At 53.1% G+C, this 25,473-nt stretch carries 24 protein-coding genes; 3 read left to right on the top strand and 21 right to left on the bottom strand.

Annotated elements, in window-relative coordinates:
* Window positions 1-37 precede the first annotated feature (37 nt).
* The 7 genes from WH277_RS06790 to dnaB form a co-directional block, all read right to left on the bottom strand.
* On the bottom strand, window positions 38-2,923 hold the full coding sequence (locus WH277_RS06790; protein WP_445235315.1) for an autotransporter outer membrane beta-barrel domain-containing protein: 2,886 nt from the start codon (window positions 2,921-2,923) through the stop codon (window positions 38-40).
* Between the two features lie 580 nt (window positions 2,924-3,503).
* On the bottom strand, window positions 3,504-3,821 hold the full coding sequence (locus tag WH277_RS06785) for an MmcQ/YjbR family DNA-binding protein (RefSeq protein ID WP_133846972.1): 318 nt from the start codon (window positions 3,819-3,821) through the stop codon (window positions 3,504-3,506).
* Window positions 3,822-3,823: 2 nt separating this feature from the next.
* Window positions 3,824-4,243, bottom strand: a complete 420-nt coding sequence (locus tag WH277_RS06780) for a secondary thiamine-phosphate synthase enzyme YjbQ (RefSeq protein ID WP_339505068.1) — start codon at window positions 4,241-4,243, stop codon at window positions 3,824-3,826.
* A 114-nt stretch (window positions 4,244-4,357) separates the two neighbouring features.
* Window positions 4,358-5,551 carry an amino acid aminotransferase gene (locus WH277_RS06775; RefSeq protein ID WP_339505066.1) on the bottom strand — a complete coding sequence of 398 codons (1,194 nt, stop codon included), beginning with the start codon at window positions 5,549-5,551 and terminating at the stop codon, window positions 4,358-4,360.
* 74 nt (window positions 5,552-5,625) lie between these two features.
* Window positions 5,626-6,243 carry a YitT family protein gene (locus WH277_RS06770; RefSeq protein ID WP_133846970.1) on the bottom strand — a complete coding sequence of 206 codons (618 nt, stop codon included), beginning with the start codon at window positions 6,241-6,243 and terminating at the stop codon, window positions 5,626-5,628.
* 255 nt (window positions 6,244-6,498) lie between these two features.
* Window positions 6,499-6,978 carry an Lrp/AsnC family transcriptional regulator gene (locus WH277_RS06765; protein WP_133846969.1) on the bottom strand — a complete coding sequence of 160 codons (480 nt, stop codon included), beginning with the start codon at window positions 6,976-6,978 and terminating at the stop codon, window positions 6,499-6,501.
* Window positions 6,979-7,232: 254 nt separating this feature from the next.
* Entirely contained in the window at window positions 7,233-8,648 is a 1,416-nt protein-coding gene (gene dnaB / locus WH277_RS06760) for a replicative DNA helicase (RefSeq protein ID WP_133846968.1), read from the bottom strand.
* Between the two features lie 101 nt (window positions 8,649-8,749).
* Here dnaB and WH277_RS06755 point away from each other — a divergent pair, with 101 nt between their 5' ends.
* Window positions 8,750-9,730 (top strand): quinone oxidoreductase, encoded by a 981-nt coding sequence (locus WH277_RS06755; RefSeq protein WP_133846967.1) that lies wholly within the window; start codon window positions 8,750-8,752, stop codon window positions 9,728-9,730.
* 239 nt (window positions 9,731-9,969) lie between these two features.
* Here WH277_RS06755 and pspG read toward each other — a convergent pair whose 3' ends face one another.
* The 4 genes from pspG to WH277_RS06735 all read right to left on the bottom strand — a co-directional run bounded on the left by pspG (window position 9,970) and on the right by WH277_RS06735 (window position 13,260).
* Window positions 9,970-10,203: an envelope stress response protein PspG gene (gene pspG / locus WH277_RS06750; protein WP_133846966.1), complete on the bottom strand. Its 234-nt coding sequence runs from the start codon at window positions 10,201-10,203 to the stop codon at window positions 9,970-9,972.
* Window positions 10,204-10,360: 157 nt separating this feature from the next.
* Window positions 10,361-11,356: a tRNA dihydrouridine(20/20a) synthase DusA gene (dusA, locus tag WH277_RS06745; RefSeq protein ID WP_159336738.1), complete on the bottom strand. Its 996-nt coding sequence runs from the start codon at window positions 11,354-11,356 to the stop codon at window positions 10,361-10,363.
* Between the two features lie 190 nt (window positions 11,357-11,546).
* On the bottom strand, window positions 11,547-11,837 hold the full coding sequence (locus tag WH277_RS06740; RefSeq protein ID WP_238337024.1) for a hypothetical protein: 291 nt from the start codon (window positions 11,835-11,837) through the stop codon (window positions 11,547-11,549).
* 181 nt (window positions 11,838-12,018) lie between these two features.
* On the bottom strand, window positions 12,019-13,260 hold the full coding sequence (locus WH277_RS06735) for a conjugal transfer protein TraF (protein ID WP_133846963.1): 1,242 nt from the start codon (window positions 13,258-13,260) through the stop codon (window positions 12,019-12,021).
* Between the two features lie 462 nt (window positions 13,261-13,722).
* Between WH277_RS06735 and zur the strand changes: the two genes are divergently transcribed.
* Window positions 13,723-14,232 (top strand): zinc uptake transcriptional repressor Zur, encoded by a 510-nt coding sequence (gene zur / locus WH277_RS06730; protein WP_133846982.1) that lies wholly within the window; start codon window positions 13,723-13,725, stop codon window positions 14,230-14,232.
* Between the two features lie 86 nt (window positions 14,233-14,318).
* Here zur and WH277_RS06725 read toward each other — a convergent pair whose 3' ends face one another.
* From WH277_RS06725 to WH277_RS06710, 4 genes are all read right to left on the bottom strand, one after another.
* Entirely contained in the window at window positions 14,319-14,528 is a 210-nt protein-coding gene (locus WH277_RS06725) for a CsbD family protein (protein WP_133846962.1), read from the bottom strand.
* 215 nt (window positions 14,529-14,743) lie between these two features.
* Window positions 14,744-16,066: an MATE family efflux transporter DinF gene (gene dinF / locus WH277_RS06720; protein ID WP_133846961.1), complete on the bottom strand. Its 1,323-nt coding sequence runs from the start codon at window positions 16,064-16,066 to the stop codon at window positions 14,744-14,746.
* Between the two features lie 82 nt (window positions 16,067-16,148).
* Window positions 16,149-16,757 carry a transcriptional repressor LexA gene (lexA, locus tag WH277_RS06715; RefSeq protein ID WP_062748337.1) on the bottom strand — a complete coding sequence of 203 codons (609 nt, stop codon included), beginning with the start codon at window positions 16,755-16,757 and terminating at the stop codon, window positions 16,149-16,151.
* A 106-nt stretch (window positions 16,758-16,863) separates the two neighbouring features.
* Entirely contained in the window at window positions 16,864-17,232 is a 369-nt protein-coding gene (locus WH277_RS06710; RefSeq protein ID WP_133846960.1) for a diacylglycerol kinase, read from the bottom strand.
* 127 nt (window positions 17,233-17,359) lie between these two features.
* On the opposite strand from WH277_RS06710, the gene plsB reads away from it, so the two are divergent.
* Window positions 17,360-19,783 carry a glycerol-3-phosphate 1-O-acyltransferase PlsB gene (gene plsB / locus WH277_RS06705; protein WP_133846981.1) on the top strand — a complete coding sequence of 808 codons (2,424 nt, stop codon included), beginning with the start codon at window positions 17,360-17,362 and terminating at the stop codon, window positions 19,781-19,783.
* 51 nt (window positions 19,784-19,834) lie between these two features.
* Here plsB and ubiA read toward each other — a convergent pair whose 3' ends face one another.
* The 6 genes from ubiA to WH277_RS06675 all read right to left on the bottom strand — a co-directional run bounded on the left by ubiA (window position 19,835) and on the right by WH277_RS06675 (window position 25,419).
* Window positions 19,835-20,683, bottom strand: coding sequence for a 4-hydroxybenzoate octaprenyltransferase (gene ubiA, locus WH277_RS06700; RefSeq protein WP_192933176.1), 849 nt, complete (start codon window positions 20,681-20,683; stop codon window positions 19,835-19,837).
* A 19-nt stretch (window positions 20,684-20,702) separates the two neighbouring features.
* Window positions 20,703-21,230, bottom strand: a complete 528-nt coding sequence (ubiC, locus tag WH277_RS06695; protein ID WP_159336736.1) for a chorismate lyase — start codon at window positions 21,228-21,230, stop codon at window positions 20,703-20,705.
* Between the two features lie 105 nt (window positions 21,231-21,335).
* Window positions 21,336-21,752, bottom strand: a complete 417-nt coding sequence (gene psiE / locus WH277_RS06690) for a phosphate-starvation-inducible protein PsiE (protein WP_062748345.1) — start codon at window positions 21,750-21,752, stop codon at window positions 21,336-21,338.
* Window positions 21,753-21,926: 174 nt separating this feature from the next.
* Window positions 21,927-24,020, bottom strand: a complete 2,094-nt coding sequence (locus tag WH277_RS06685; RefSeq protein ID WP_133846957.1) for a YjbH domain-containing protein — start codon at window positions 24,018-24,020, stop codon at window positions 21,927-21,929.
* Entirely contained in the window at window positions 24,020-24,775 is a 756-nt protein-coding gene (locus tag WH277_RS06680; RefSeq protein ID WP_339505060.1) for a capsule biosynthesis GfcC D2 domain-containing protein, read from the bottom strand. The genes WH277_RS06685 and WH277_RS06680 overlap by 1 nt, the downstream gene beginning before the upstream one ends.
* On the bottom strand, window positions 24,772-25,419 hold the full coding sequence (locus tag WH277_RS06675; RefSeq protein ID WP_133846955.1) for a YjbF family lipoprotein: 648 nt from the start codon (window positions 25,417-25,419) through the stop codon (window positions 24,772-24,774). The genes WH277_RS06680 and WH277_RS06675 overlap by 4 nt, the downstream gene beginning before the upstream one ends.
* Window positions 25,420-25,473: the final 54 nt, after the last annotated feature.

Raw genomic sequence — 25,473 nt, 5'->3', positions numbered from 1 at the left:
CAGGCCCTGTTCAGGGCCGCCCGCTTAATGTTGACGATTAGAAATTGTATTTCACGCCAACCATTGCGGCATTATCGTTGTAACCCGCATCACCCATCTGCACGCCAATGTTCCCCCACAGATTCAGATGTGGGTTCACTTTCCCTTCCAGCCCGACTTTCACTTCGGCCAGGTTGGTTGCGCCGTTCTGGCTGACGCGAACGTCATCCATTTTGGTCGCAAAGTTGCGTGTGTTATGCAGCCAGTTTACCTGAAGGAAAGGCTGGAACTCGCGCTGCTTATTGTTATCAATAGCACTGTGACCTTTCAGGTAGGTTTTCACCCCCAGACGCGTCAACAGGTTGCCGTCGCCCTCACCTTTCACCTTCGTACCATTCGCTTCCTGAACGTTATTTGCCTTTACACCCATCCAGACAACCTGGGCCTGAGGTTGAATAAACCATTCATTGAGCGATCCCTGGCTCCCCGAGAACTGGCCGAGTTTCCAGGTGTAGCCGCCTTCCAGTGAAGCTGAAACCCCGTGGGATTTATAGCTTTCGGTCGCCAGTTCTTCACCTTTAACGTCGTTATCAAACCAGCCATACTGCAGCCAGGTATCCAGGTGCGCACCGGTATGGTTTTCAGTATTGCCATACCAGGTGGCATAACCGCCCACGCTGTAACCATTAACGGAACCTTTTGAACGGTAACCGCTGTGCTGGTTTCGGGTGGTGCTGTGGCTGTCACCATAACCAGCCATAACACCAACATGCCAGCGGTCTAGCCCATCCGTACTCCAGCGGGCAACATCACCACCGATCTGCGCCACATAGCGATTGCTCTGGGTTTTCAACTGTCCACTGTCGTCGTGCCATGAATTATGTCCGCCAACCTGGCGTAACCACATGCTGGTGACTTCCTTCTGGCCCGTTAGCGCATCAATGAACTGTGTTTCACCCAACCTGTCATGCAGGGTCAGAAGGAACAGGGTGTTTGCTGTTGCCAGGTTAGCCGTGTAGCTTCCACCTTCAGGGCGAATGACTGAGGGGCGCAGAGTATGACCTGGGTTTGGATCAGTTGGATCAGTTGGATCTGTTGGATCTGTTGGATTTGTTGGATTTGTTGGGTCTGTTGGATCGGGAACCACTGGAGTGAGCAGACTGGTCAGATACCAGTTTTCGCCTTTCTGAACGAGGTCGTAATCATAGGCTCCTGCAACCATACGCCCCGATTTCTCGAAAGTCCCTGTCGAGGTTCCACCCACCTCAACAATTTCAATACCTTCCACGGTCTGTGCGCCCTGGCCGCCAAGGTTATTGATCGTTACGCTGGTTGTTCCTGCCAGTACATCTCCGCCGACAATCAGCTTATTGGTTTGTGAGCTGTCATCACCCAGTACGCTGTTCATCACCAGCGATCCACCGTCACCGGCGTAATCGCCCGTTATCGTCAAGGTGTCAAACTTGCTTTGATCGGAGAAAGTAATCGTACCGTTATTGGTCAACTGGCCGACATCGGAATTGTTGTTCATGTTCCATTCGCTGCTGGCATCGAGCGACAGCGAGGTGGCTTTCGTGACGGCACCGTTGAGCACAGACGCGGAGGACAGATCGACCGCCACGATATTGCCAATATTACTCACCACAATATCGCCATTTAAGGTGCTGCCTGTGGCATTGAAAGTGAGATTACTGTAGGCATTATTGGCTTTATTATCTGCAACGGTTAATGCCTGCCCGCTACCGCCGGTCAGCACGGAGTCTTTCACATTCATCACCGCGCTGGCAGTATCAAACTCAATTGCCTGAGCCTGCCGGGCATCGATAGTCACCGTATCCAGCAAAACAGAGTTGTCTCCAGCCCCCAAACCGCCGACATACATCCCACTCGCCAGCTCACCTGCGGTGGAAATATCGCTGTTACGGATATCCAGCGTACTTCCGCTGCTCGATATGCCGTAACTCTGCTTACCCATCGTTTTAATCTGTACATCATCAGCAGTAATTGCTGCGCCTTCGCCTACATCAATGGCTGAAGAAGAATCACCATAGGTATCAACGGTACTTCTCAGCAGCACACCTTCGGCACTCTGTTGGACATCCAACGCCACAGAAGCTTCACCCCGGGTGGTTATTGCCAGATTCTCACCCCGAATGTTGTCTTCAGTGTAAAGGGCATGACTTCCGCCCCCCTCTGTCTCAATCTTGCTATTAGTCAGAACCATGGTTCCGCTTTCAGCTTTAACGCCCATGGAAACATCACCTTTGGTGGTGATAGTCACATCATTCAGGGTAGCCGTGGGGTTTAACCCATGTATCCACACGGCAGAACTTTCCTCCTCTTCGGTGGAAAAACTTCCACCATCAGCGATGACGCTAGCCTCTGAAGTCACCTCTAACGCATAGTTATTCGTCCCCTGAGTACTGGCCGACACGTTATTCAGGGTAAGTACACCCGAGGAGGCATTGATCGCAGTGCCTTTGTTGGTGCTAATGGTACCGGTATTAATCTCCGCGCTGTTCCCCTTGAACACCAGCCCCTTCGCAGTGTCATCGCCTGAAATGTTAAGGTCTTTCAATACGACCTCTGCGCCAGCGCCCAGCATCAGCCCGGTACTGCCACTCCCCGACACATTGACAATTAAGTCCTGCGCATTAAATTTGCCGTTTTGAACCGATACCCCCGAGCTCCTCGCCCCCGTGCTATTAAGCGTGACACCGTTTGCCGTGAGATCTCCGCCATTCGTCACTGCAAGGATGTTTTTACTGAGGGAGCCGTTCGAATATATTTCATTCTCAATGAGGCGCGCCTCATTATTGGTCACCAGAATCGCTGTATCTTCCGCCCAAACAGGCATGCAAGGAGCAAAAATTAAAGGCACGACACACATTGGAGTTTTCAGTAACTTCCCAATATTCCATTTCTTATTCAAATCAACATCCATTATCAATTCCTTTTAAGCCAACCATTACAAATATAAAGTCGTATTGCGATGCACCACACCCCGCATAAAAATCATCATTATCAAGACCTTTGCGATTTAACACTGCAGCCAGCCCTTCGCGCCACAATAATATTTATTAATATATTGTGGTGAAAAATTGAGAGTTTTTAATGGGTTCGCTACCTTTGCCTTCAGTTTTAACCGCGATGTTTTAGCATATTCATCGTAAAAATGATGTTAGTGTTTTTCTTATTTTTTCCTGGAAATGAAAAAAAACAATGTGTGCTCGTAGCAGAAAAATATTTTTTACAATCAATAAATGAATGAAATTAAATAGATAAAAAGCCATAAAACACAATCGTCACCGCCCTTGTTAACATAATTTAACAAGGGTGAGATACGTTTTAATTTAGATATGTATTAGAAAAATAAAATAGCAATGCATTAAATTACGATATTTTTATTCCTCTGTCCTTTAATATAACGTTGATGTGTCGCTAATGAGCATCTCGTTTAGTGGAAATATTCGGTAAAGCAGGATAACGACCAGCCCGCACCAGGCATTCTGGCCGTTTCATCTTTATTTCTGCACCTGTTGATAAGACGCATCCACCAGGTAGTAAATTTGTGAATCTTTCAGTGATCCGTCCAGCAACACGGCGTTCCAGTGTGAGGGATTCAGATGCTCGCAGGGCTGCACATCACTGTGCTGCTCTCGAATAAGATCGGCCAAGGCAGGGGTGCTTTTCAGCGCCACCGCAGGACGTCCACCCACATCGTAGAGCATGGCAAACAGCACTCCTTTGGCTTTGATCTGTGTAGCCTGCCACTCATCGTGTTCACTTTGCTCTGCACCGTTTTTCGCCATGCAGTATGACAACAGCTCAGATATCTTCATGCTTAATCATCCCCCTGTAGGGTTGCCACGATACGTCGGGCACCACCGCGAATCCGGTGTTCACCCAGGTAAATTCCCTGCCATGTCCCCAGCATCAGCCGACCACGGCTGATCGGCAGCAACAGTGAGGTGCCCAGCAGCGAGGACTTAATATGGGCAGGCATATCATCCGCACCTTCATAGTCGTGCTGGTAGGGCGCATTGTCCGGCACCGAACGCAGAAAATGTTGCTCCATATCGGTTCTCACCGTGGGATCGCAGTTTTCGTTCAGCGTCAGGGAAGCAGATGTATGCTGCAACAGCAGATGCAGCAGCCCGGTCTGCACATCACTTAATCGACGTAGTTCACCGAGGATCTCATCCGTTATCAGATGAAAGCCACGCGGTTTTTCGTTCACAGTGAGCGTTTGCTGATACCACATAGTAGGACTCCTTAACGCAATAGATGCGTTAAGTGTGCAGCAAGTGGCGAAAAGGTAAACCTGAAAAGTGAAAAAGCAGGAATAGCTGGCCGGGAGAGTCCCGGCCAGAAATGATTACATAACAGCAGCCATCGCTTCCGCAACCTGACGCACATTGTTGTGATTCAGGCCAGCGATGCAGATACGTCCGCTGGCAATCAGGTACACGCCAAACTCATTACGCAGGCGGTCGACCTGTGCTGCGCTCAGGCCGGTGTAGCTGAACATGCCGCGCTGCTTCAGCAAGTAGTCAAAGTTTTTACCCGGGACGGCGAGGGTAAGCCCTTCCACCAGCGCCTGACGCATTTCCAGAATACGCACGCGCATCGCTTCTACTTCTGCCAGCCAGCTGGCTTTCAGCTCAGGGTTATTGAGCACGCAGGAGACGACCTGCGCACCAAAGTTTGGTGGGCTGGAGTAGTTACGGCGCACAGTCGCTTTGAGCTGGCCAAGCACATGAGCGGCTTCATCCGCATCATCACAGACGATGGACAGGCCGCCAACGCGTTCGCCATACAGGGAGAAGATTTTAGAGAATGAGTTACTGACCAGCGCAGGCAGGCCCGCCGCGGCGATAGCGCGGATAGCATAGGCATCGTCTTCCATGCCAGCACCGAAGCCCTGATAGGCGATATCCAGGAACGGGATCAGCTCGCGTGCTTTCAGCACAGCGGTCACTTCATCCCACTGTGCGTTGGTCAGATCAGCCCCGGTTGGGTTATGGCAGCACGGATGCAGCAGCACAATGCTCTGGGCAGGCAAGGTGTTCAGTTTTTCCAGCAACGCGGCGAACTTCACACCATTGCTTTCATCGTCATACCACGGGTACGTATTGACCGTGAAGCCGGCACCCGCAAAGATGGCAATGTGGTTTTCCCAGGTCGGATCGCTGACCCAGACCTGTGAATTCGGGAAGTAGTATTTCAGGAAGTCAGCACCGACTTTCAGCGCACCCGATCCCCCCAGGGTCTGAATTGTGGCGATACGCCCCGCTTTCAGTACCGGATGTTCTGCGCCAAACAGCAGTGGCGCAACCGCGCTGCGGTAAGGTGGCAGGCCTTCCATCGGCAGATAGAGAGAGGCACTCTGTGGCTGTGCATTCAGCAAAGCTTCCGCTGCGGCAACCGCCCTCATCTGTGGGATCACACCCTGTGCGTCGTAATACAGGCCGATGCTCAGGTTCACCTTGTGCGCGCAGTTGTCCTGCTTGAAAGTTTCCATCAGGGAGAGAATCGGATCGCCAGCGTAGGCATCAACGTTTTGAAACACGGTGCAAGTCTCCATTAAATAATCAGTCATGTCCTGCAACGCCGCGGCGGGCGTTGCGGTAAATTCAGGCAGGGTTAAACGTAATAGCGGCCAGGGCGGTGGTTCATGGCAATAATCAGATTCAGCACTACCGCACCGGCAATAGAGGCCGCCAGCATCTCGCGCGAAACAACAAACAGCGAGGCCAACACCACGCAGGTATCCACCCCCATTTGCAGTTTTCCGGCGCGAATACCGTAACGGTCCTGCAACCACAACGCCAGGATATTGATCCCACCCAGGCTGGCCTTATGGCGAAATAACACTATAAACCCAATCCCCATGACCACGTTACCGAACAGTGTCGCATAAAAGGGATCCAGCGCGGAAAAATGGATGAATAATGGGTGCAGGTGGCTAAATGCAGAGACCAGTGCCACAGCAGAGAAGGTTTTCACAGTGAAAGCCCAACCCATGCGCTTCACGGCCAGCCAGTAAAATGGGATGTTGATCAGGAAAAATGCCAGCCCAAAGGAGGTTTTACTCAAGTAGCTGATCAGAAAGGCGATACCGGCAGTACTTCCGGTCAGCGCCCCGGCCTGTTTCAGCAGCGTGACACCAAAAGAGACCATCAACGTACCCAGCAGAATAGCCAGCACATCTTCCAGCAGGGTATGGGGGATTTTTACAGGTTGTTGCACGACGTTATCCATCGGATTGATTCTCGGGTGATTATTGCTTTATTGATTGCCCAATATATAGCAAAAATCGCACCAATCCGGCGGCCCCTGGAGCCACCGGATGGTGCCAGCGAATTAACCCATTGAATACAAGGCGCTTTGTTGCTCGTTTTTGTGCATGAAATTGCCATTTAAGCATCACATCACGCACTTAAGTTGATTTTATCGCACACATTTCGCATGAAATATCACTTTGATGCACAAGCATGGTGCGCGACATGCACTGTTTTAGCGCAGCAGCGTCTCACTCACCGACATCAGGCCATTCTCTTTCAGGCGGTTCAGGACCACTGACGTCTTCACATGCGAAACGCTTTGATGCCCTGCCACCAACTGGCTAATCAGCGCGCTCAGCCCGGCGAGATCGGCCACCGCCACTTTCAGCAGGTAATCAGCGTCACCCGTGGTTTTATAGGCATCCACGATAGCCGACTGCTCGGATACCATGCGGTGAAAACTCTCAACGTATTCTGTCGTGTGGCTGATCAGCCGCACTTCAATCAGACCGATCATCCCCAGGCCGACGGCATCCGGGGACAACCGCGCGTGATAGCCAAGGATCAATCCAGCCTGTTCCAGGTTAATACGGCGGCGTGAGCACTGTGAGGCGGACAGCTTCACAATATCGCTCAATTCCTGGTTAGTCAGGCGACCATTCGCTTCCAGTAAAGTCAGTATCTTAAGGTCAAAATCATCAATCTGGGTCATCGTTCATCCGTGCTGGTGTCTGGATACAGCTGACAGACAGATAACCGCATTCATTGCAGTGTTGTCCAACACTATTTTGTGATGACAGGCGTTGAAAGCGGGTCGGGCATGCCCGCCCCCTACAAGCGTCGGAAGCGAGGGATAAATCGTAGGGGGGTTGGGCAGGCTGGCCCACCAAGATTGTGGAGGTATGTTGTATCGCGTCGGAAGCGAGGGATAAATCGTAGGGGTCGTGCATGCCCGACCCGAAAAGATTACTCGTCGTCGTACTGCGGACCCGCATAGTTGTCGAAGCGCGACCACTGACCATTAAAGGTCAGGCGTACAGTCCCGATGGGGCCGTTACGCTGCTTACCGATGATGATCTCAGCGATGCCTTTATGCTCGCTGTTTTCTTCATAAACCTCATCACGGTAGATAAACATGATCAAGTCGGCATCCTGCTCGATGGAGCCGGATTCACGCAGGTCGGAGTTAATCGGGCGTTTATTACTGCGTTGCTCCAGAGAGCGGTTAAGCTGCGACAGCGCCACAACCGGCACCTGAAGCTCTTTCGCGAGCGCCTTAAGCGAACGTGATATCTCAGCAATTTCCAGGGTACGGTTATCGGACAGTGCCGGTACGCGCATCAATTGCAGGTAGTCGATCATGATCAGACTTAAGCCGCCGTGCTCACGGAAAATACGGCGCGCACGCGAACGAACATCGGTCGGGGTGAGGCCGGAAGAATCATCAATGTACATGTTCTTCTTCTCCATCATGATCCCCATAGTGCTGGAGATGCGCGCCCAATCCTCATCATCAAGCTGACCGGTACGAATACGGGTCTGGTCAACGCGGGACATCGATGCCAGCATACGCATCATGATCTGCTCGCCGGGCATCTCCAGGCTGAAGATCAGCACCGGTTTATCCTGTTCCATCGCTGCGTTTTCACACAGGTTCATGGCAAAGGTGGTTTTACCCATCGACGGACGGGCCGCGACGATAATCAGGTCAGAACGCTGAAGCCCGGCAGTTTTCTTATTCAGATCGCCGTAGCCCGTATCCACCCCGGTGACACCATTCTGCGGCGTCTGATAGAGGGCCTCGATACGCTCGATTGTTGATTCGAGGATCTGATCAACACTCTTCGGCCCTTCATCTTTATTGGCACGGCTTTCGGCGATCTGGAACACGCGGGTTTCCGCCAGATCGAGCAGATCTTCACTGGTGCGCCCCTGAGGATCATAACCGGCATCCGCAATTTCGTTAGCAACGGAAATCATCTCACGCACAACGGCACGTTCACGGACGATATCCGCATAGGCGCCGATGTTTGCCGCACTTGGCGTATTTTTAGACAACTCAGCCAGATAGGCAAAACCGCCGACCATGCTCAGTTCGCCTTTGGTTTCCATCGATTCGGAAAGGGTAATCAGATCGATCGGTTTACCCAGTTCCAGCAGGCGCTGCATCTCCGCGAAGATCATCCGGTGCGGGCGGCTAAAGAAATCCTTTGCCACCACGCGCTCGGCAACGTTATCCCAGCGTTCGTTATCCAGCATTAAACCGCCCAACACCGACTGTTCAGCTTCCAGCGAGTGCGGGGGCAGCTTAAGACCTTCCATCTGGCGGTCACGCGGCTCGCGGTTTTCGAAGGATTTGTTGGTGGGTTTATTTCCTGCCATAGTGATGCGATACCAAAAATCTTGTGGGGGGACGCGCAAGTATACCCGTTTGCATGACTGACGTCCTCCCCCACATTACCGCGAAATCCACAGGAGTGAACATGGCGAAACGTATACAAATCAGCCAGCACGGTGCACCCGAAGTGATGCAGCTGGTGAGTTTTGAACCGACCGATCCGGCCCCCGGTGAGGTGCAGGTTGAGAACAAAGCCATCGGCATCAATTACATCGATACCTATGTGCGCAGCGGCCTGTACCCTGCTCCGCTTCCTGCCGGGCTGGGAACAGAAGCCGCCGGGATCGTCACTCGCGTTGGCGCTGGCGTCAGCGCCCTGAAACCAGGTGACCGTGTGGTTTACGCACAGTCGTCTCTGGGTGCCTACAGCGAAGTGCACAACGTTCCGGTCGATAAAGTGGCGCTGCTGCCGGATGCCATCTCCTATGAACAGGGCGCGGCATCCTTTCTTAAAGGCCTGACGGTGCATTATTTGCTGCGCCAGACCTATGTGGTGCAGCCGGATGAGGTGTTTCTGTTCCATGCCGCTGCAGGCGGCGTCGGGCTGATTGCCTGCCAGTGGGCAAAGGCGCTCGGGGCACATCTGATCGGCACGGTAGGCTCGGCGGAGAAAGCCGCGCTGGCAAAACGTGCGGGCGCCTGGGAAACCATTAACTATCGGGAAGAGGACATTGCCGCGCGCGTCAGCGAGTTGACCCATGGCAAAAAGCTGCGTGTGGTGTATGACTCGGTAGGGAAAGATACCTGGGAAGCATCGCTGGACTGCCTGCAGCGTCGTGGCCTGATGGTCAGCTTTGGCAACTCATCCGGCCCGGTGACGGGTGTGAATCTCAGCATCCTCAATCAAAAAGGATCACTGTATGTGACCCGGCCATCCCTCAATGGTTATATCACCACGCGTGAAGCGCTGCTTCAGGCCAGCAATGAGCTGTTCTCGCTGATGGCAAGTAATGCGATTAAAGTGGATGTGCCAGACACGCAGAAGTTTGCGCTGGCCGATGCAGAGCGGGCGCACCAGGTACTCGAAGGACGTGGTACACAGGGATCGAGTTTATTAATACCGTGATTTCTGGCGTACTGCACAAATAATCAGGGCCTCCCGAAGGAGGCCCTTTTTTCTTTCTTTTTTATAGTTCGCACTGAGTGTAGGGTCAGCGGCGATGAATACGTTTTGATTCAGTGAAACCATCTTGGCAGAATTCATAAGTAAAAAATATGTTTAATTGCGAAATGGTGCTTAGCAATTTGCCATGATGTGATCCAACCCGCATTAACACGCCAAAGACCTCAGGCAACTCATTGATATTATCGAGATAACCAGGGTTTATCCTTCGCAGAGGGTTTCCGAAAAGCCCGATATAACCAGACGCCAATCACCGCCAGCAGCAACCACGGTAACAATTTAATAACAACAGCGAACAATCCGCCAACGACCATCACTACGGTAGCCACCAGCAGCGCTGCAATGATGCCCAATAACGAAATACCGGTCAGCAACAGCATCATAAAAAAGCCGATGACAAACAGGATCTCTAACATGTCGATACGCTCCAGAATAAGGGACTCTGAAGGGACTATTACAAGAAGCGTGCCAGTACGGCGAGGATTTTAAGGTATTGATCTATAAGGAAGGCACTCACCAGGGCCGTAACAACCCTGGTGAATTTCATCAAAGCTTAGTGAATATTTGACGATGTTATACGTTGGCAGGCACTTTATCCGCAACCAGTAGCAAGGCTTTTTCCACCACATCAACACCGGCACCCGCTTTATGGGCATTCTCACTCAGGTAACGACGCCACTGACGCGCACCAGGAATGCCCTGGAACAGTCCCAGCATATGGCGGGTCACGTGGCCAAGGTAAGTACCGTTCGCCAGCTCGCGCTCGATATACGGGTACATCGCACGCACCACTGCAACAGGATCAACCATCGGCACGGTGCTGCCGAAGATCATCTGGTCTACCTGCGCCAACAGTCCCGGGTTCTGATAGGCTTCGCGCCCCATCATCACCCCGTCCAGATGCTGTAAATGAGTGCGGGCTTCTTCCAGCGACTTGACGCCGCCGTTAAGCGATAGCGTAAGCTGCGGGAAATCACGCTTCAGCTGGTAAACGCGTTCATAGTCGAGCGGTGGAATTTCACGGTTCTCTTTCGGGCTGAGGCCAGAGAGCCAGGCTTTGCGGGCGTGAATAATAAATGTCTCGCATCCCCCCTGCTCTGCAACGCGCTGAATGAAATCACAGAGGAATTCGTAGCTGTCCTGATCGTCGATGCCAATTCGGGTTTTCACGGTAACCGGAATAGAGACCACATCGCGCATCGCTTTGATGCAATCCGCCACCAGTTGGGCCTCACCCATCAGGCAGGCACCGAAGCGGCCATTCTGCACACGGTCAGACGGGCAGCCCACATTGAGGTTGACCTCATTGTAGCCACGCTCTTCTGCCAGTTTTGCACACTGTGCCAGTGCTGCCGGATCGCTGCCGCCCAGTTGCAGCGCCACGGGCTGCTCTTCAGAACTCCAGGCCAGGTAATCGCCTTTGCCGTGGATAATCGCCCCGGTAGTCACCATTTCGGTGTACAGCAACGTCTGACGCGTCAACTGACGATGAAAGTAACGACAGTGGCGATCGGTCCAGTCGAGCATCGGGGCAATGGAAAAGCGATGTGCAGGGAAATTATCGGTCATGAAAAGCGTTAACTCTGTATCAGAAAGGGAGTGTCGATATTGTGCGCAATCATAGCACGGCGGGCCGCGAGGATACAGGATCAGGGAAAGGTGATTGCCAGCAGCCGTGAGGTGACTGCTGGGAAAAATCAGAAAATAACGTTCCGCTTCAAAGCGCAGTGACTTGAATGAATTATTAAGTTATTCAATATCAGCTAAAGTCATAACGGTTTAAAATATTTTCAACTGCAGGGTCATTTTCATATTTTATTTTCAGTTTTTCTTTCTGCTCTTTCGCTTTACCGCAATAATTATCAACAGATTTTTCAATTTCCACCTGCCGTTCTTTAGGGAGGTTACTATCCCATTCTCCCGACATATGGATGCAGTTATCAGCATTATCGGTAAATGCTTTGATATCCCTGGATGGCGCAGTCGTGATGTTAGACGCACACCCACTGATTACCAGACACAACAAAACCATTCCATTCATTACCCGCATTGTTATCTTCCCTGTATTTTCCCCTATGAGTTTACTCAGTCTGCCAGTATTGGAGAAAACCATCCAGGGTATGTCTGTTCGATTGAGTGAGCAAAGATGAATATCAGGAAAAGTGCGAGGAAAAACCTGTAAGGGTGAGGACAACCCCTTAGGGTTGCCCTCCTAAAGACCATCCGGACTATCAGAAAGTGAAGTTCAACTGGGCAACGGCGCCCCAGGTATTGTCTTTCCCCACCATCCCGGCAAGGTCCAGATGCACTTTGTTAAACGGTGACAGGCCAAAACCGCCCGTGAAGACATCAGTGTCATTGGACTTCACATCAGCACGGTAACCGGCGCGCAGTTGCAGCCAGTCCAGTAAACGATACTCCGCACCCACGGCAGCATACTGGCTGTCCTGTTGCGTTTTAAAGCGCTTAGTCGGGGTCAGGTCCACATCCAGTGCCGTTGTCAGGCGCTCGGTATGGTATGCCACGCCGGAGGTGACCAGCGGACGGATTTGATAGGTATCCTTGTAGCCGCTGACCTCTTTGGTATCAATATCACGTGAGATCAGGTTCTGCGCGCTCAGGCCCAGCGTCCAGTTTTCACCGAGGTCGGTTGAGGCGCCCGCATCCAGGTTAAACCCGGTGTTGGTATTTTTATAATTGCCGTTGGTGAAGTCTGACTTGTCATAGCTGTATACCGAGGCGCTGTAGTTATACAGCGTGGTTTTTTGCAGCTTTGGCGTGATGCCCAGCGACACCGGCTGACCACCGAAATCGAACTCATGCGCGACGGCGATCCCCATATCGTAAACCACCGCTGCACGTCCCAGTCCGGCAGAAGTCAGGCTGTTCAGTCCCGCCGTCGTCGGAATGTTAGTGCCATCGGCAATACCTTGCAGATAATCGATGTCGCTTTGCGTGACATCGGTTACCACGGAAGCCGTACCGTAAGCTTTGGTGACAAACGCGAAAGGCAGAACCTCATTCGGAACCGTCACTGCAAATGCAGCACCGGCATTTGCCCATGCCTTCTGCCCTTTGATCTCGCGCAGACGATCGGCTAGATCACCGGCAGCCGACTGGGCGCGGGGGATATCCGTGGGGAAGACGAAGTTATTCGCCAGGTCTTTGTAACTGTCGACAGCATTGGTCAGGTCATCCACCTTATCGACCAGTTTTCCTTTGTCGCTGATCTGCGCACCGACGGCTGGCAGGATAATACTGACGCTGTCTTCCGGTTTTGCTTTGGTCATCAGCGCCGGGTTCGCCAGCACCGCCGAACCGTAGCTGGAAGAGGCAACCCCCACCCCGCCCATCGCATCATTGCGGGCATCGAAATAGTTACCGGCGGCAAGCGCACTCAGCGGAGTAAACAACAGAGCGGGTAATACCACTGGTGCGGAAAAACCGATTAATTTATTGAATTTATTTGCCATTGACCCCAAACCCACCATAAAAAAAATGAAAAAGCGAATGCGCAAAGACACGCATAACCGAATGCCTGAATAATGAACATAAAGGCACCATTTCATTGCTGTGAATTGAGAGAAGATGAGTGGGCTTATCAGGTCATTGCCATTTTATTAATCTGTTATCACGCTAACAGTTGAACGTTTTGCATCTGTTTATTTCAGTACCAAACGCACACAGCCCTTTGCAAAAGGTAGTCATGAACCTTAAGCCCTGCAAATCAGATTAACGATACTGCATTAAAAAATAATGGCCCTGGTGCACTCAAAACAATGATTAAATTTTTTTTACCTTCTGCACTTATCAGCAATACCAGTAAAGGGTTGAGTCTGTGCACGTGACAGAGGGCCGCCTGAAGGTGAACTCGGCGTTTTGTTGCAGACGTGATAAAATAACATCCTGATATGGCCTGAGGGGGAACAATGAATATGACCAGTGCTGAAAAAATCCTGTCGCAGGCGGAAGTTATCTGTCAGCAACGCAGCGTGCGACTCACGCCGCAGCGTCTTGAAGTTCTGCGTTTGATGAGTGAGCAGAATGGGGCCATCAGCGCCTACGATCTGCTGGACTTACTGCGTGCCTCTGAACCTCAGGCAAAGCCTCCTACCATCTACCGTGCGCTGGACTTCCTGCTGGAGCAGGGCTTTATCCATCGCGTGGAGTCCACCAACAGCTATGTGGTTTGTCATCACTTTGAAGAACCGTCACACACCTCAGCCATGCTGATTTGTGACCGCTGCGGTTCAGTGGCCGAGCAGCATGCTAATGGCGTGGAAGATATTTTGAAATCGCTGGCCCTGAAGTCCGGTTTTACCCTGGGACATAGCGTGATTGAGGCGCATGGTTTCTGTGAAAAATGCGGGGAGATTGAAGCCTGCACACATCAGGATGCGTGCCAGCACGATCATAGTGTGCAGAGTAAAAAACGCGGGCGTTAGTCAAATTTTGTGAGGGAGGAGAAAGAGGTGAGTGGCACTGTCCTTGTGCCTGGGTAGGAGCATCGTCCTGAAAGGGTCCGCTGTTTTTACCAGCGGTGGTTGTTACGGGTTTCCCAATCACTCAGCTCTTTTTCGGCCTGATCTTTCTGATAGCCGTAGCGTTCCTGAATTTTACCCACCAACTGATCGCGTTTACCTTCAACGACCGTCAGGTCATCATCGGTCAGCTTACCCCATTGTTCTTTCACTTTACCTTTAAACTGTTTCCAGTTACCGCCGGCTTCGTCTTTATTCATAATGTGATTCCTCTACCTTGGGTTAAAACAGCTTTAATGCCTCAAAAACCAACTGTTAAACCAGACAATCATCTGGTTATTTGCCTGAGACAAAGATAATTGTAGTAGAGAAACCACGCACTGGCCGTTAACCCGCTGGCAAAAGCGGTAGAAATCACTAAAAACACCTAGAATTCAGTGAACTAGCGAAGCGGCGCGTTACGTAACCAAATGTGTCACTGCGCGAACCAGGTTCCCTTACGCCAGTGACGACGCCAGATGACCCACAGGGAGACACCGCGCAGCAGCAGGAACAACGTGACTGCCAGCCACAGACCATGATTACCCAGCCACGGCACGCTAAACAGCGCCAAACCAAAGCCCAGTGCTGCGACGGCCATACTGTTGCGCATCTCACTGGCGCGGGTGGCACCGATAAACATCCCATCCAGCAAATAACAGCCCACACCCGCTAATGGCATCAGCACCTGCCACCATAAATACCGATCGGCAAGCTGGCGAAGCGGTTCCAGAGACGTCAGCAGCGCGATAATTTGCTCACCAAACAGGGCATAAAATAGAGAAAACCCTGCTGCGACTAGTAACGACTGCCGACAGGCAGCATGCCAGACGCTGAGTAACTGCTTACTGTCGCGCGCGCCATAGGCTTCTCCAGAACAGGCCTCAACCGCATAGGCGAAGCCATCCAGTGCATAGGCGGTAAAGGTGAGGAACATCAGCAATACCGCGTTGACCGCCACCACATCATTCCCCAGACGGGCACCAAAGATAGTCAGCGACGCAAAGCAGATTTGCAACAACAGAGAACGCAGCATGATGTCGCGATTTAAGCGCAGCAGGCGCCCCACATCACCGCGCCAGGCACTCAGCATCAACCTTACTGACAGACCACGCAGTTTCATCACCCGCCATACCAGCAGCAGACCAACAATAAAACTGACATATTCAGCTATTGCGGTAGCCGCTGCCGCGCCCTGTACACCCCACTTCAGGCCAATAACAAACCACAGATCCAGCAGGATATTGACCAGATTACCCACCACCAGCAGGATCACAGGGGCACGCGCATACTGCACCCCAAGGAGCCAGCCAAGCAGCACGAGATTGGCCAACGTTGCGGGAGCACTGAGCCAGCGCACCTGCATAAACAGTGCCGCCTGGTGCAGAACGTCTTCGCTGCCACCGGTCAGGCCCAGAGCAAAGTGAGTGATGGGTGTTTTTAGCAGGATAAACAGCAGGCCGGCCAGCAGAGCGAGCAGCAGCGGCTGCATCAATGCACGTGCCAGTGCGGATTTATCACTGGCTCCAAATGCCTGGGCAGTCAGCCCGGTGGTGCTCATGCGTAGAAACAGTAGCAGCATAAACAGGAAGCTGGTTACGGTCGTGCCGATCGCCACCCCACCAAGATACGTCGGGCTATCAAGATGGCCGATCACGGCGGTATCGACCAGACCAAGCAGTGGCACGGTAATATTAGAAAGGATCATCGGCAGCGCCAGCCGCCAGAGGCTTTTATCCGCAGAGGTGAGCAGTTTCATCAGAACCCATCAGAGCTAAAGCGATTACAGATGATAATACGCGCCACAGAAGCAGCGCGCAGGATTTAGCGGGGAGTAACGATTACAGCCAGTTGCCGTTGCGAATAACGCCGACAGCAAGACCTTCAATAGTCAGCGTTTGCTGACGCAGGTCGACAATGATAGGTTTGAAGTCCGGGTTTTCTGGTAAAAGTTGCACCGTATTACCCTGCCTTTTCAGGCGTTTCACTGTCACTTCGTCATCAATGCGCGCAACCACAACCTGCCCATTACGCACATCTTCCGTTTTATGTACCGCTAACAGATCGCCGTCCATAATACCGATGTCTTTCATCGACATCCCACTGACGCGCAACAGAAAATCAGCGCCAGGCTTGAACAGGTCAGGGTCAACTTTGTAGTGCCCTTCAATGTGCTGCTCTGCCAACAGTGGCTCACCGGCGGCAACCCGGCCAATCAGTGGAAGACCGTCTTCTTCTTCCATCATCAGGCGAATACCGCGGGAAGCACCAGAAACGATCTCAATCACGCCTTTACGGGCTAAGGCCTTCAGGTGTTCTTCAGCCGCATTCGGGGAACGGAAACCAAGTTGCGCAGCGATCTCTGCGCGCGTCGGCGGCATACCAGTTTGATTAATGTGGTCGCGAATCAGGTCATAAACCTGCTGCTGCCTCGCCGTTAGTGCTTTCATTCCGCCCCCTGGTTGTTTATACAGTCGACTGTGAGTATATACAGGTATTTAGACATTGAAAACCTAAAGTTGGGCGAAATGCAGTTTGTGGCGATTTTTGGAAAACTCATCGCAAATGTGGCACTAACAGCATGATCCAAACAAAAATTGCCAGCAAGATAGTCAACAGCACGGCCGCAGAACCCATATCTTTGGCCCGGCCTGCAAGGGGGTGTATTTCACTGCCGATACGGTCGACGACCGCTTCGATGGCACTGTTGAGTATTTCGACAATGATGACCAGCATGACCGAGCCAATCAGCAGCACACGGGTAATGGCATCTACGTCCAGCCAGCAGGCAATGATAATCGCAATGATCGCCGCGACGGCTTCCTGACGAAAAGCGGCTTCATGCTGCCACGCGCTGCGGATGCCTTTCCACGAATACCCGGCTGCTTTTATGATTCGCGTCAGTCCGGTGACATTATTTGCCATAATCAGGGAACCCTTTGAGAAGTTTAACGTCAATGAGTGGAACTACAGGTTTTTTAACACCACAGATTCTGTTGGCGCTTTCTGGTATGCTTGCGGCGCTTTGCTAACAAGAGGCTTCATGTTGTCTATGTCAGGTTGGCGTAAATTATATTATAACTTATTGAATCTTCCAGTAAAACTACTGGTAAAAAGTAAAGCAATTCCGGCTGAGCCGGTTGCCGAACTCGGGCTTGATACGTCGCGCCCTATTATGTATGTGCTGCCTTATGATTCAAAGGCCGATCTCCTTGCACTGCGTGAGCAGTGTCGCAAACAAGACCTGCCCGATCCTCTGGAACCTCTGGAGATCGACGGTACGGTATTGCCACGCCATGTGTTTATTCATGATGGCCCGCGCTTGTTCCCGTACTTTGTTCCGAATCTTGAGTCGGTCAAGCTGTTCCACGATTATCTCGATCTGCACCGCAATCATCCCGATCTGGATGTGCAAATGGTGCCGGTATCAGTGATGTTTGGTCGTGCGCCGGGCCGTGAGGTACAGGGTGACGAACAGCCGCATCTGCGCATGTTGAATGGTATCCAGAAATTCTTTGCCGTCATCTGGCTGGGACGTGACAGTTTTGTGCGCTTCTCACCGATGGTATCGCTGCGCCATATGGCCACCGAGCACGGTACAGATAAAATCATCGCGCAGAAGCTGGCCCGTGTGGCGCGTATGCACTTTGCCCGCCAGCGTTTAGCGGCCGTGGGGCCGCGTCTGCCTGTGCGCCAGGACTTGTTCAACAAGCTGTTGCAGTCTAAAGCGATCGCCAAAGCGGTTGAAGACGAAGCACGCAGCAAAAAAATCTCCCATGAAAAAGCCCAGCAGAATGCCGTTGAGCTGATGGAAGAGATCGCCGCTGACTTCTCTTACGAAGCGATTCGTCTGACCGACCGTATCATGGGTTGGACCTGGAGCAAGCTGTATCAGGGGATTAACGTTAACGGCGGTGAGCGCGTGCGCCAGCTGGCACAGGACGGACATGAGATTGTCTACGTGCCCTGCCATCGCAGCCATATGGACTACCTGCTGCTCTCCTATGTGCTGTATCACCAGGGTCTGGTGCCGCCGCATATTGCAGCCGGGATCAACCTGAACTTCTGGCCAGCGGGCCCGATTTTCCGTCGCCTGGGCGCTTTCTTTATTCGTCGTACCTTCAAGGGCAATAAGCTCTACTCCACGGTGTTCCGTGAATACCTTGGTGAGCTGTTCACCCGTGGCTATTCCGTCGAATACTTCGTGGAAGGCGGCCGTTCACGTACAGGCCGCCTGCTGGATCCGAAAACCGGCACCCTGTCGATGACGATTCAGGCGATGCTGCGTGGAGGTAACCGCCCTATTACGCTGGTACCGATTTACATCGGTTACGAACACGTGATGGAAGTGGGAACTTACGCCAAAGAGCTGCGCGGTGCGACCAAAGAGAAAGAAGGCTTTATGTCGATGGTGCGCGGGCTGCGTAAGCTGCGTAATCTCGGTCAGGGCTATGTGAACTTTGGTGAGCCGCTGCCGCTGGTCGCGTATCTGAATCAGCAGGTACCAGAGTGGCGTGAGGCTATCGATCCTATTGAAGCCCAGCGTCCAGCCTGGTTAACCCCGGCCGTGAACGACATCGCGCAGAAAGTCATGGTGCGGATTAACAATGCAGGGGCAGCCAATGCCATGAACCTGTGTGTGACTGCGCTGCTGGCATCACGCCAGCGTTCGATGACCCGCGAGCAGCTGACCGAACAGCTCGACTGTTATGTGCAACTGCTGCGCAATGTGCCGTACTCGCCTGATTCCACCGTGCCGGATATGACGCCAGAGGCACTGCTGGAACATGCGCTGAGCATGAACAAATTCGAGCTGGAGCAGGATAGCATCGGCGAGATCGTGGTACTGCCGCGTGAGCAGGCCGTGCTGATGACCTACTATCGCAACAACATTCATCACATGCTGGTGATGCCGTCGCTGATTGCCGCCATTCTGATGCAGCACCGTGAAATCACCCGCGCCGAGCTTCTGCGCCAGGTCACGGTGATCTACCCAATGCTGAAGAGTGAGCTTTTCCTGCGCTGGAGCACCGATGAACTGGGCCAGGTACTCGACTCACTGGTGGCTGAAATGGCCCGTCAGGGGCTGTTGATTGCTGAAGAGAGTAGTCTGCGTCTGAGTGCCGGTCGTTTCCGTACCCTGCAACTGCTGGCTGCCGGCGTGCGCGAAACCCTGCAACGTTACTCGATTACCTTCTCTATCCTCAGCGCGAAACCCGCAATTAACCGTGGCACGCTGGAAAAAGAGAGCCGTACCATGGCACAGCGTCTGTCCGTGCTGCATGGTATTAACGCGCCGGAGTTCTTCGACAAAGCGGTGTTTACATCGCTGGTGTTAACGCTGCGTGATGAAGGCTATATCAGCGATTCCGGTGATGCTCAGGTTGAGCAGACACAGCAGGTTTATCAACTGCTGGCAGAGCTGATAACTCAGGATGTGAGAATGACCATTGAGAGTGCCGTAGAGCACGATTGATGTCAGTGTGGTGGGCCGATGATCGAAACAGATGATCGGCCCCTACGCGTTTTATCCGATCCCCAGTACCACGCCAACGAACAGCACCAACCCTACCCAGTTATTATTCAGGAAGGCCTGGAAACAGCGATCGCGCTGACGTCCGGCAATCAGCTTCTGCTGATGGACAAAAAACACACCCGCCACCAGCACCGCCCAATAGAATACGCCGCTGAGATGCAGTTGCCAGCCCACCAGCGTCATCAGGCCAAGCGTTGCCAGCTGTAACAGCCCCACAATCAGCTTATCGAAACGTCCAAACAGAATGGCGGTGGATTTCACGCCGATTTTCAAATCATCATCACGATCAACCATCGCATAAAGCGTGTCGTACGCCACCGTCCAGCAAATATTCGCCAGGAACAGCAGCCAGCAGGTTAAGGGGACCGTTTCACTTACCGCCGCCCAGCCCATCGGAATAGCCCAGCCAAACGCCGCCCCGAGCACCACCTGCGGCAGATGCGTGTAACGTTTCATAAACGGATAGAGCCAGGCCAACCCCAACCCACCAAGCGACAGCCAGATGGTCATGTTATTCATGGTCAGCACCAGCCCAAAGGAAACCAGTACCAGCCCGGCGAACAGCAGTTTTGCCTCTAGCGTGGTCACCGCACCGCTGGGGAGCGGGCGCTCCCGGGTACGCTTCACAAAACCATCGATTTTGCGGTCAGCAAAATCATTGACCACACAACCTGCTGCACGCATAAAAAATACGCCCAGCACAAAGACCAGCAGCACGTTGAGCGGCGGGATGCTCATGCCAGCCAGCCAGAGCGCCCAAAGCGTTGGCCACAGCAGCAGCAACGAACCAATCGGTTTATCAATACGCATCAGACGGCTATAGGCCGAAAGCTTACTCATTTGCAGACTTCTCTCCACGCTACTGTCCCCCTTCTGCCGCCACGCTGGCATAGAGCGGGGAAGCGGGTAAAAACAGTTCGGTCAATAATAGCGGCTTGCCCGATAAACGCAGGCGTGAACGCCGCCCCCACAGTTCAGCACTGTGGCCGACATCAATAAAATCACGCGTTAAGGTAGACGTGGCAAACAGGTAACGACCCAGAGGGACGGTGCCCAGCTGTTGCAGCTTCTGCTCCGGGCCGTTCAGGGTCGACTCCGGGACCAGCGTGCGCGCCACCAGCCAGGGAACCCCGTCACCGCACAGTTCGATTTCCCGCAACCAGTAACGTGGTTCTGTTGGCAGCAGGGCGATATCCTCTGCTGCGTCCTGGGCACTGACAAATCCTTCACGCAGCAGGTTAACCGTCACCTGTTGGCAGTGACGCTCAAAACGACGGGTCATGGAATCGACTTCCAGCAGCCAGTCCAGCAGGGGGGCGGTTAACAGGGGTGATGAATCTGGTAGCCAGTTGATCGCGCGCAATAGCGACAGCGCGTTCTCAGCCATAACACTTCTCCGCAAAATCTTCGATGCGTCAGTGTAACGCAGACCCTGGCGGCAAACCTATCAAAGCTCGGCAAAAAGCCACGATTTTGTGGCTGGTTTGGCGAGTTATTCCCGCTTCAGGCGGTTGCTGTTCGCCAGCCAAAGGGTGATAACCAGGATGAGAATGGCAATGGCGTAGGCCAGGGTATCGAACGGGTTTTTATGGTCGACGATAATCAGACGAATGATCGCCGTGATCCCGATGTAGACAAAGTAGCGCAGCGGGAAGTGATAGCCTGACTGAAAATACTTAATGATCAGTGCGATAAACTCAAAATAGAGGAAGTAGATCACGATACCTTCGATCAGCAGATAAGACGATGTCTGCTCTCCGGTATTCAGCAGCACGTTACCAAGATGGATGGTCTCTTTACCAAGAAAGATGATCAGAATACAGGCCAGCACGATCAGGCCTGTGTTTAATACCATTTGCAGGGCAAAGGCCAGCCGGGTGGCGGGCGTGTTACGTTCCTGGGACGTCATGGTGTGCCTCAAAGTCATTGTTATCCGTCGTGAATGCCGACGGATAACAATATGCTTGAGCGTGATGCAGATCACAACATTTCGATGATGGATAACGCATGCATTGTACTGGCTGCGGGCCGGGCGTGCCCGACCCTTACATTTCGTAGGGGCCAGGCATGTCTGGCCCGGCGGTTAACGGTAATTGCGGTCGCGATCGGTTGTCATATCGTACAGCTGGTATTTACGGCCCAGCATCTGGCCGCCATCACGCGTCAGCGGCGTCCAGTTGACCTGCGCACGACCACGGGTTGGTGAAACACTAAAGACATCCATCGGTACGGAGATGTAGAAGCCTTTGGTGAAATCGCCTTCGCCATACTCTTCTGCTGAGACGTTGGTTTTCGTGGCGTAAGCGCCCACGATAATCCCGCTGTCAAAGCGTTTCGAAACGTCAACGGTAACCCCTTTGTCTTCAGCCAGATATTGCCCGACGCTGGCTTTCACCAGAACATTACGCATGAACCACGGCTGCCAGTATCCGGTAATATTGCCCACCTTCGCCGAATAGTCGTTGAACTTCATCATATTGTCCCAGTCACGCTGTTTGACGTAGTTCGCATCCACGCCAATCGCCCAGCTGGAATCCAGTGGGCGGTACAATACTTCGCCCCCCGCTCCGCCGTACATGGTTTCCAGATACCCGCCATACACCTGACCATAGAAGCCGTTGCCGAGTTCACGCATGTAGTTGGCCTGCAGGTTATTCACGTAAACGTTATTTTCAACGTAGTCGCGAATATGGGTACGTACGCGGGGAAGCGTGGAGTCTGCCGGTGCGCCGTTGTAGTTGAACTTGTCATAATTATTGGCAAGGTTGCCGAACAGGCTGCCATCGACCAGCAAATGATCCGTCAGCCAGAAGCTGGCATTCGCCATCACGCCCAGCTGATACAGGTAGAAGCTTTCCGGGCCACCGACTGACTGATTGAGCACTGGCGACAAACTGTAGTTCAGGCGATCGCCATCGATAAAGAAGCCCTGTTCGGTGCGCCCCGGGTCAACCGGATTGACACGTTGCTGCTGTAGCGTCTCTTCACGCCCCAGCGGGTATCCCGCCAGCTGACGTTGCAGACTTGCCACATTAGTCTCCGTCGTCACCTGCGGCATATGGCTGCGCGTCTGCGTCACCTTCAGGGTATCAATCCCCTCTGGCAGGTGGTTCACCATGATGATGTTGGCGCGATCAACGCCGCGGGTGGTATCGCGATATTTCGCCTGCTCACCGCTCACGTATAGCGTGCTGCCTTCTACCTGAATACTTGGTGCATTCAGCCCGGCGTTGTATTTCAGATCGGTCAACTGATTGGCCGTCACCGTTGGATCGAGGAAGCGCTCCTGCGGCTGCGGGTTATATTCCGGTTTCGGCGTATCACGCTGGGTCTGATGCAGATCGTTGAAGTTAGTGCGCAGGGTGAAGCCTGCCATAAAGGTGTTGCCACGCTCGTAGCTGACGTTCACATCTGCCCAGTCTGTAATGCGATAGATCGCCCCGACGTTAAACTTGCTCTTCTGCTCGAGACGACCGGCGAAATCATCCTGATAGTCGTTACCTTCGTACTCCATTTTCAGGCGCAGCGGCTGCCACGGCGTCTGATATTCAATCCCGCCGAAGATAGCGGTCGGCCCTTTGAACATATCGCTACCGCTGACGGAACCGGCGGTGCCGCTACCCTCGGTGCGGTAGCAATATTTTTCACTGGCGGAGCAGAACGGATTTTTCACCGTGCCGCTGTTACCGATATAGCCCCAGCCCATACCGAGGGTGAAATCAAATGGCCCCCAGGCTTTGGTGGCAACCAGATATTCACTGTCAAACAGGCCCGTACCGCCGAGATCACGTGTCCCCACGGAGACTTCCGGTAGCCAGAAGCCCTCTTCCCACAGGCGCAGTTTGAGGTCGAAGGCTTTGTCTTTGTAGGTTTGATCTCCCGAGAAGCTCGACACCGCACTGTACTCACGCGTTTTCACATCGGTGTAGCGGATGGTCGCTTCCAGCCACGGGAACAGCTGCACCGAGGAGGAGTAGAAGTGATACTGATCGTTATAACGATAGTTAAGGCTGAACTCGCCCTCTTTGGCCATACGCGCAGTCGGTACCTGCATCAGGCCGACGCCACCGAAGTCAGACTGTGACGGGCCAATCGGGTCCGGATAACCGGCAGCCTGAACCTGACAGGCACAGGCGACAGAGAGTGACAGCAGGCTGAGAAGATAACGTTTTTTCATCAGTCAGGGATCCGGTGCGTCAGAACAGAAACGATCTGCTGGTTAAGATCGGCATAGGCGCTCGGCAGCGTCCAGGAAGAGAAGCCCACAAACAGGATGCTGCCCGGCTGCGGCTCATAGTGACGACGGTTCCAGTACGCCACCGGCACTTCTGTCACCTCGCCTGCCGGAGAGATCACCTGCGCGTTGTTGCGTTCACCGCCTTCCCTTCGCGGGTTCGCATCAAGATACTCAACCACAGATCGTCCTGCTGCCCACGGTGTTTTTCCAGCATTTTCCACCACGCCAGCCAGCGTAATGGAAGTGGGTTCTGCCAGGGTATAGAGGCTGTATTCCCCTTCCAGCGTGCGGTTAGCCTGCGGTCGTAAACGCACCCAGTCCGGGTCCAGATTCACGATCTGACGCCCTGTGACTTTCATTCCGGCAATCTGCTGACGGACGTTTTCCACCACGGCGGCCTGTTCACCGTCACCGTCACTTTTGAGTTCATCGCGCCATGCCTGCAAGCGTGTCAGCAGCTGCTGTTGCTGCTGTACCGCCACGGCCGTCGCCAGTTTTTCGCCGATCACCGTTCCCGGCCACCAGGTTTTCTGCGTCAGTGCCGGGTTGGTCACCAGTTGCGCCAGATTGGCCGCTCCGCTGATCACTACCGGTTGTGTCTGTCCAGGGTAAAAGACATTGACCCGACCATCGGCCTGGGCGTGCAGCGACAGTGATGCCACTATCCCTGCGAGAATAAGGGTTATTTTTTTCATGATTTCGCAGGCTTCAGGATGGTGGATTCAACAGGGATATAGTCTGCCCCCAGCATTTGCAGTGACTGGCGCACCTGCCCGGTGGAGATATCCACCCAGAAGGTATTACGCCAGGATTCGCCACTTTCCGCTATCGACACCTCTTCCTGCCAGACGCGGCATGCCACCGACTGACCCGCCAGTTGCAGTACTTCATCCTTCTGGCGCGAGAAGTGGGAAACCGCCGTGCCCGCCTCCGGCTTGCCGCCCTCGGTCCAGCGCAGGGTGCGGGTCCAGCTCGCGCCATCGGTCAGATGCAGGGCATCTCGCAGCGGATCGTTATCTAGGTTACTGACACCGTTGAGGTTATCTGCCAGGCCGAGCGTTTTCACCAGACGACCATGCTGAGTGACCACCATGGCTTTATCGCGGGTGATCCACTTTTGCTGACCATTTTCGTTGAAGCCCAGCACCACAAAGATTTGCTGGCCGCCGTTGACGCGCAGATACATGCTGGCGTAAGGCATCGTGTCGATTTGTTCGTTAGTCATCTGGATGTCGTCGACGCCAAGAAAAGCCAGCTTGACGGTTTCACCCAATCCTTTTTGCGTTTGTGTACAGGCCTGAAGCAGCAGGCAGAGCAGCAGAAGTGGTAGGTTTCGCAACTGTGTGTGTCCCTGAGCAAAGTAGAACAAGGCTGAAAATAACCACACAAATGT

It is taken from the genome of Erwinia sp. MYb416, assembly GCF_037479575.1.
In the GTDB taxonomy this organism is placed as follows: domain Bacteria; phylum Pseudomonadota; class Gammaproteobacteria; order Enterobacterales; family Enterobacteriaceae; genus Erwinia; species Erwinia rhapontici.
This window is presented reverse-complemented; position numbering and strand designations above follow the sequence as displayed.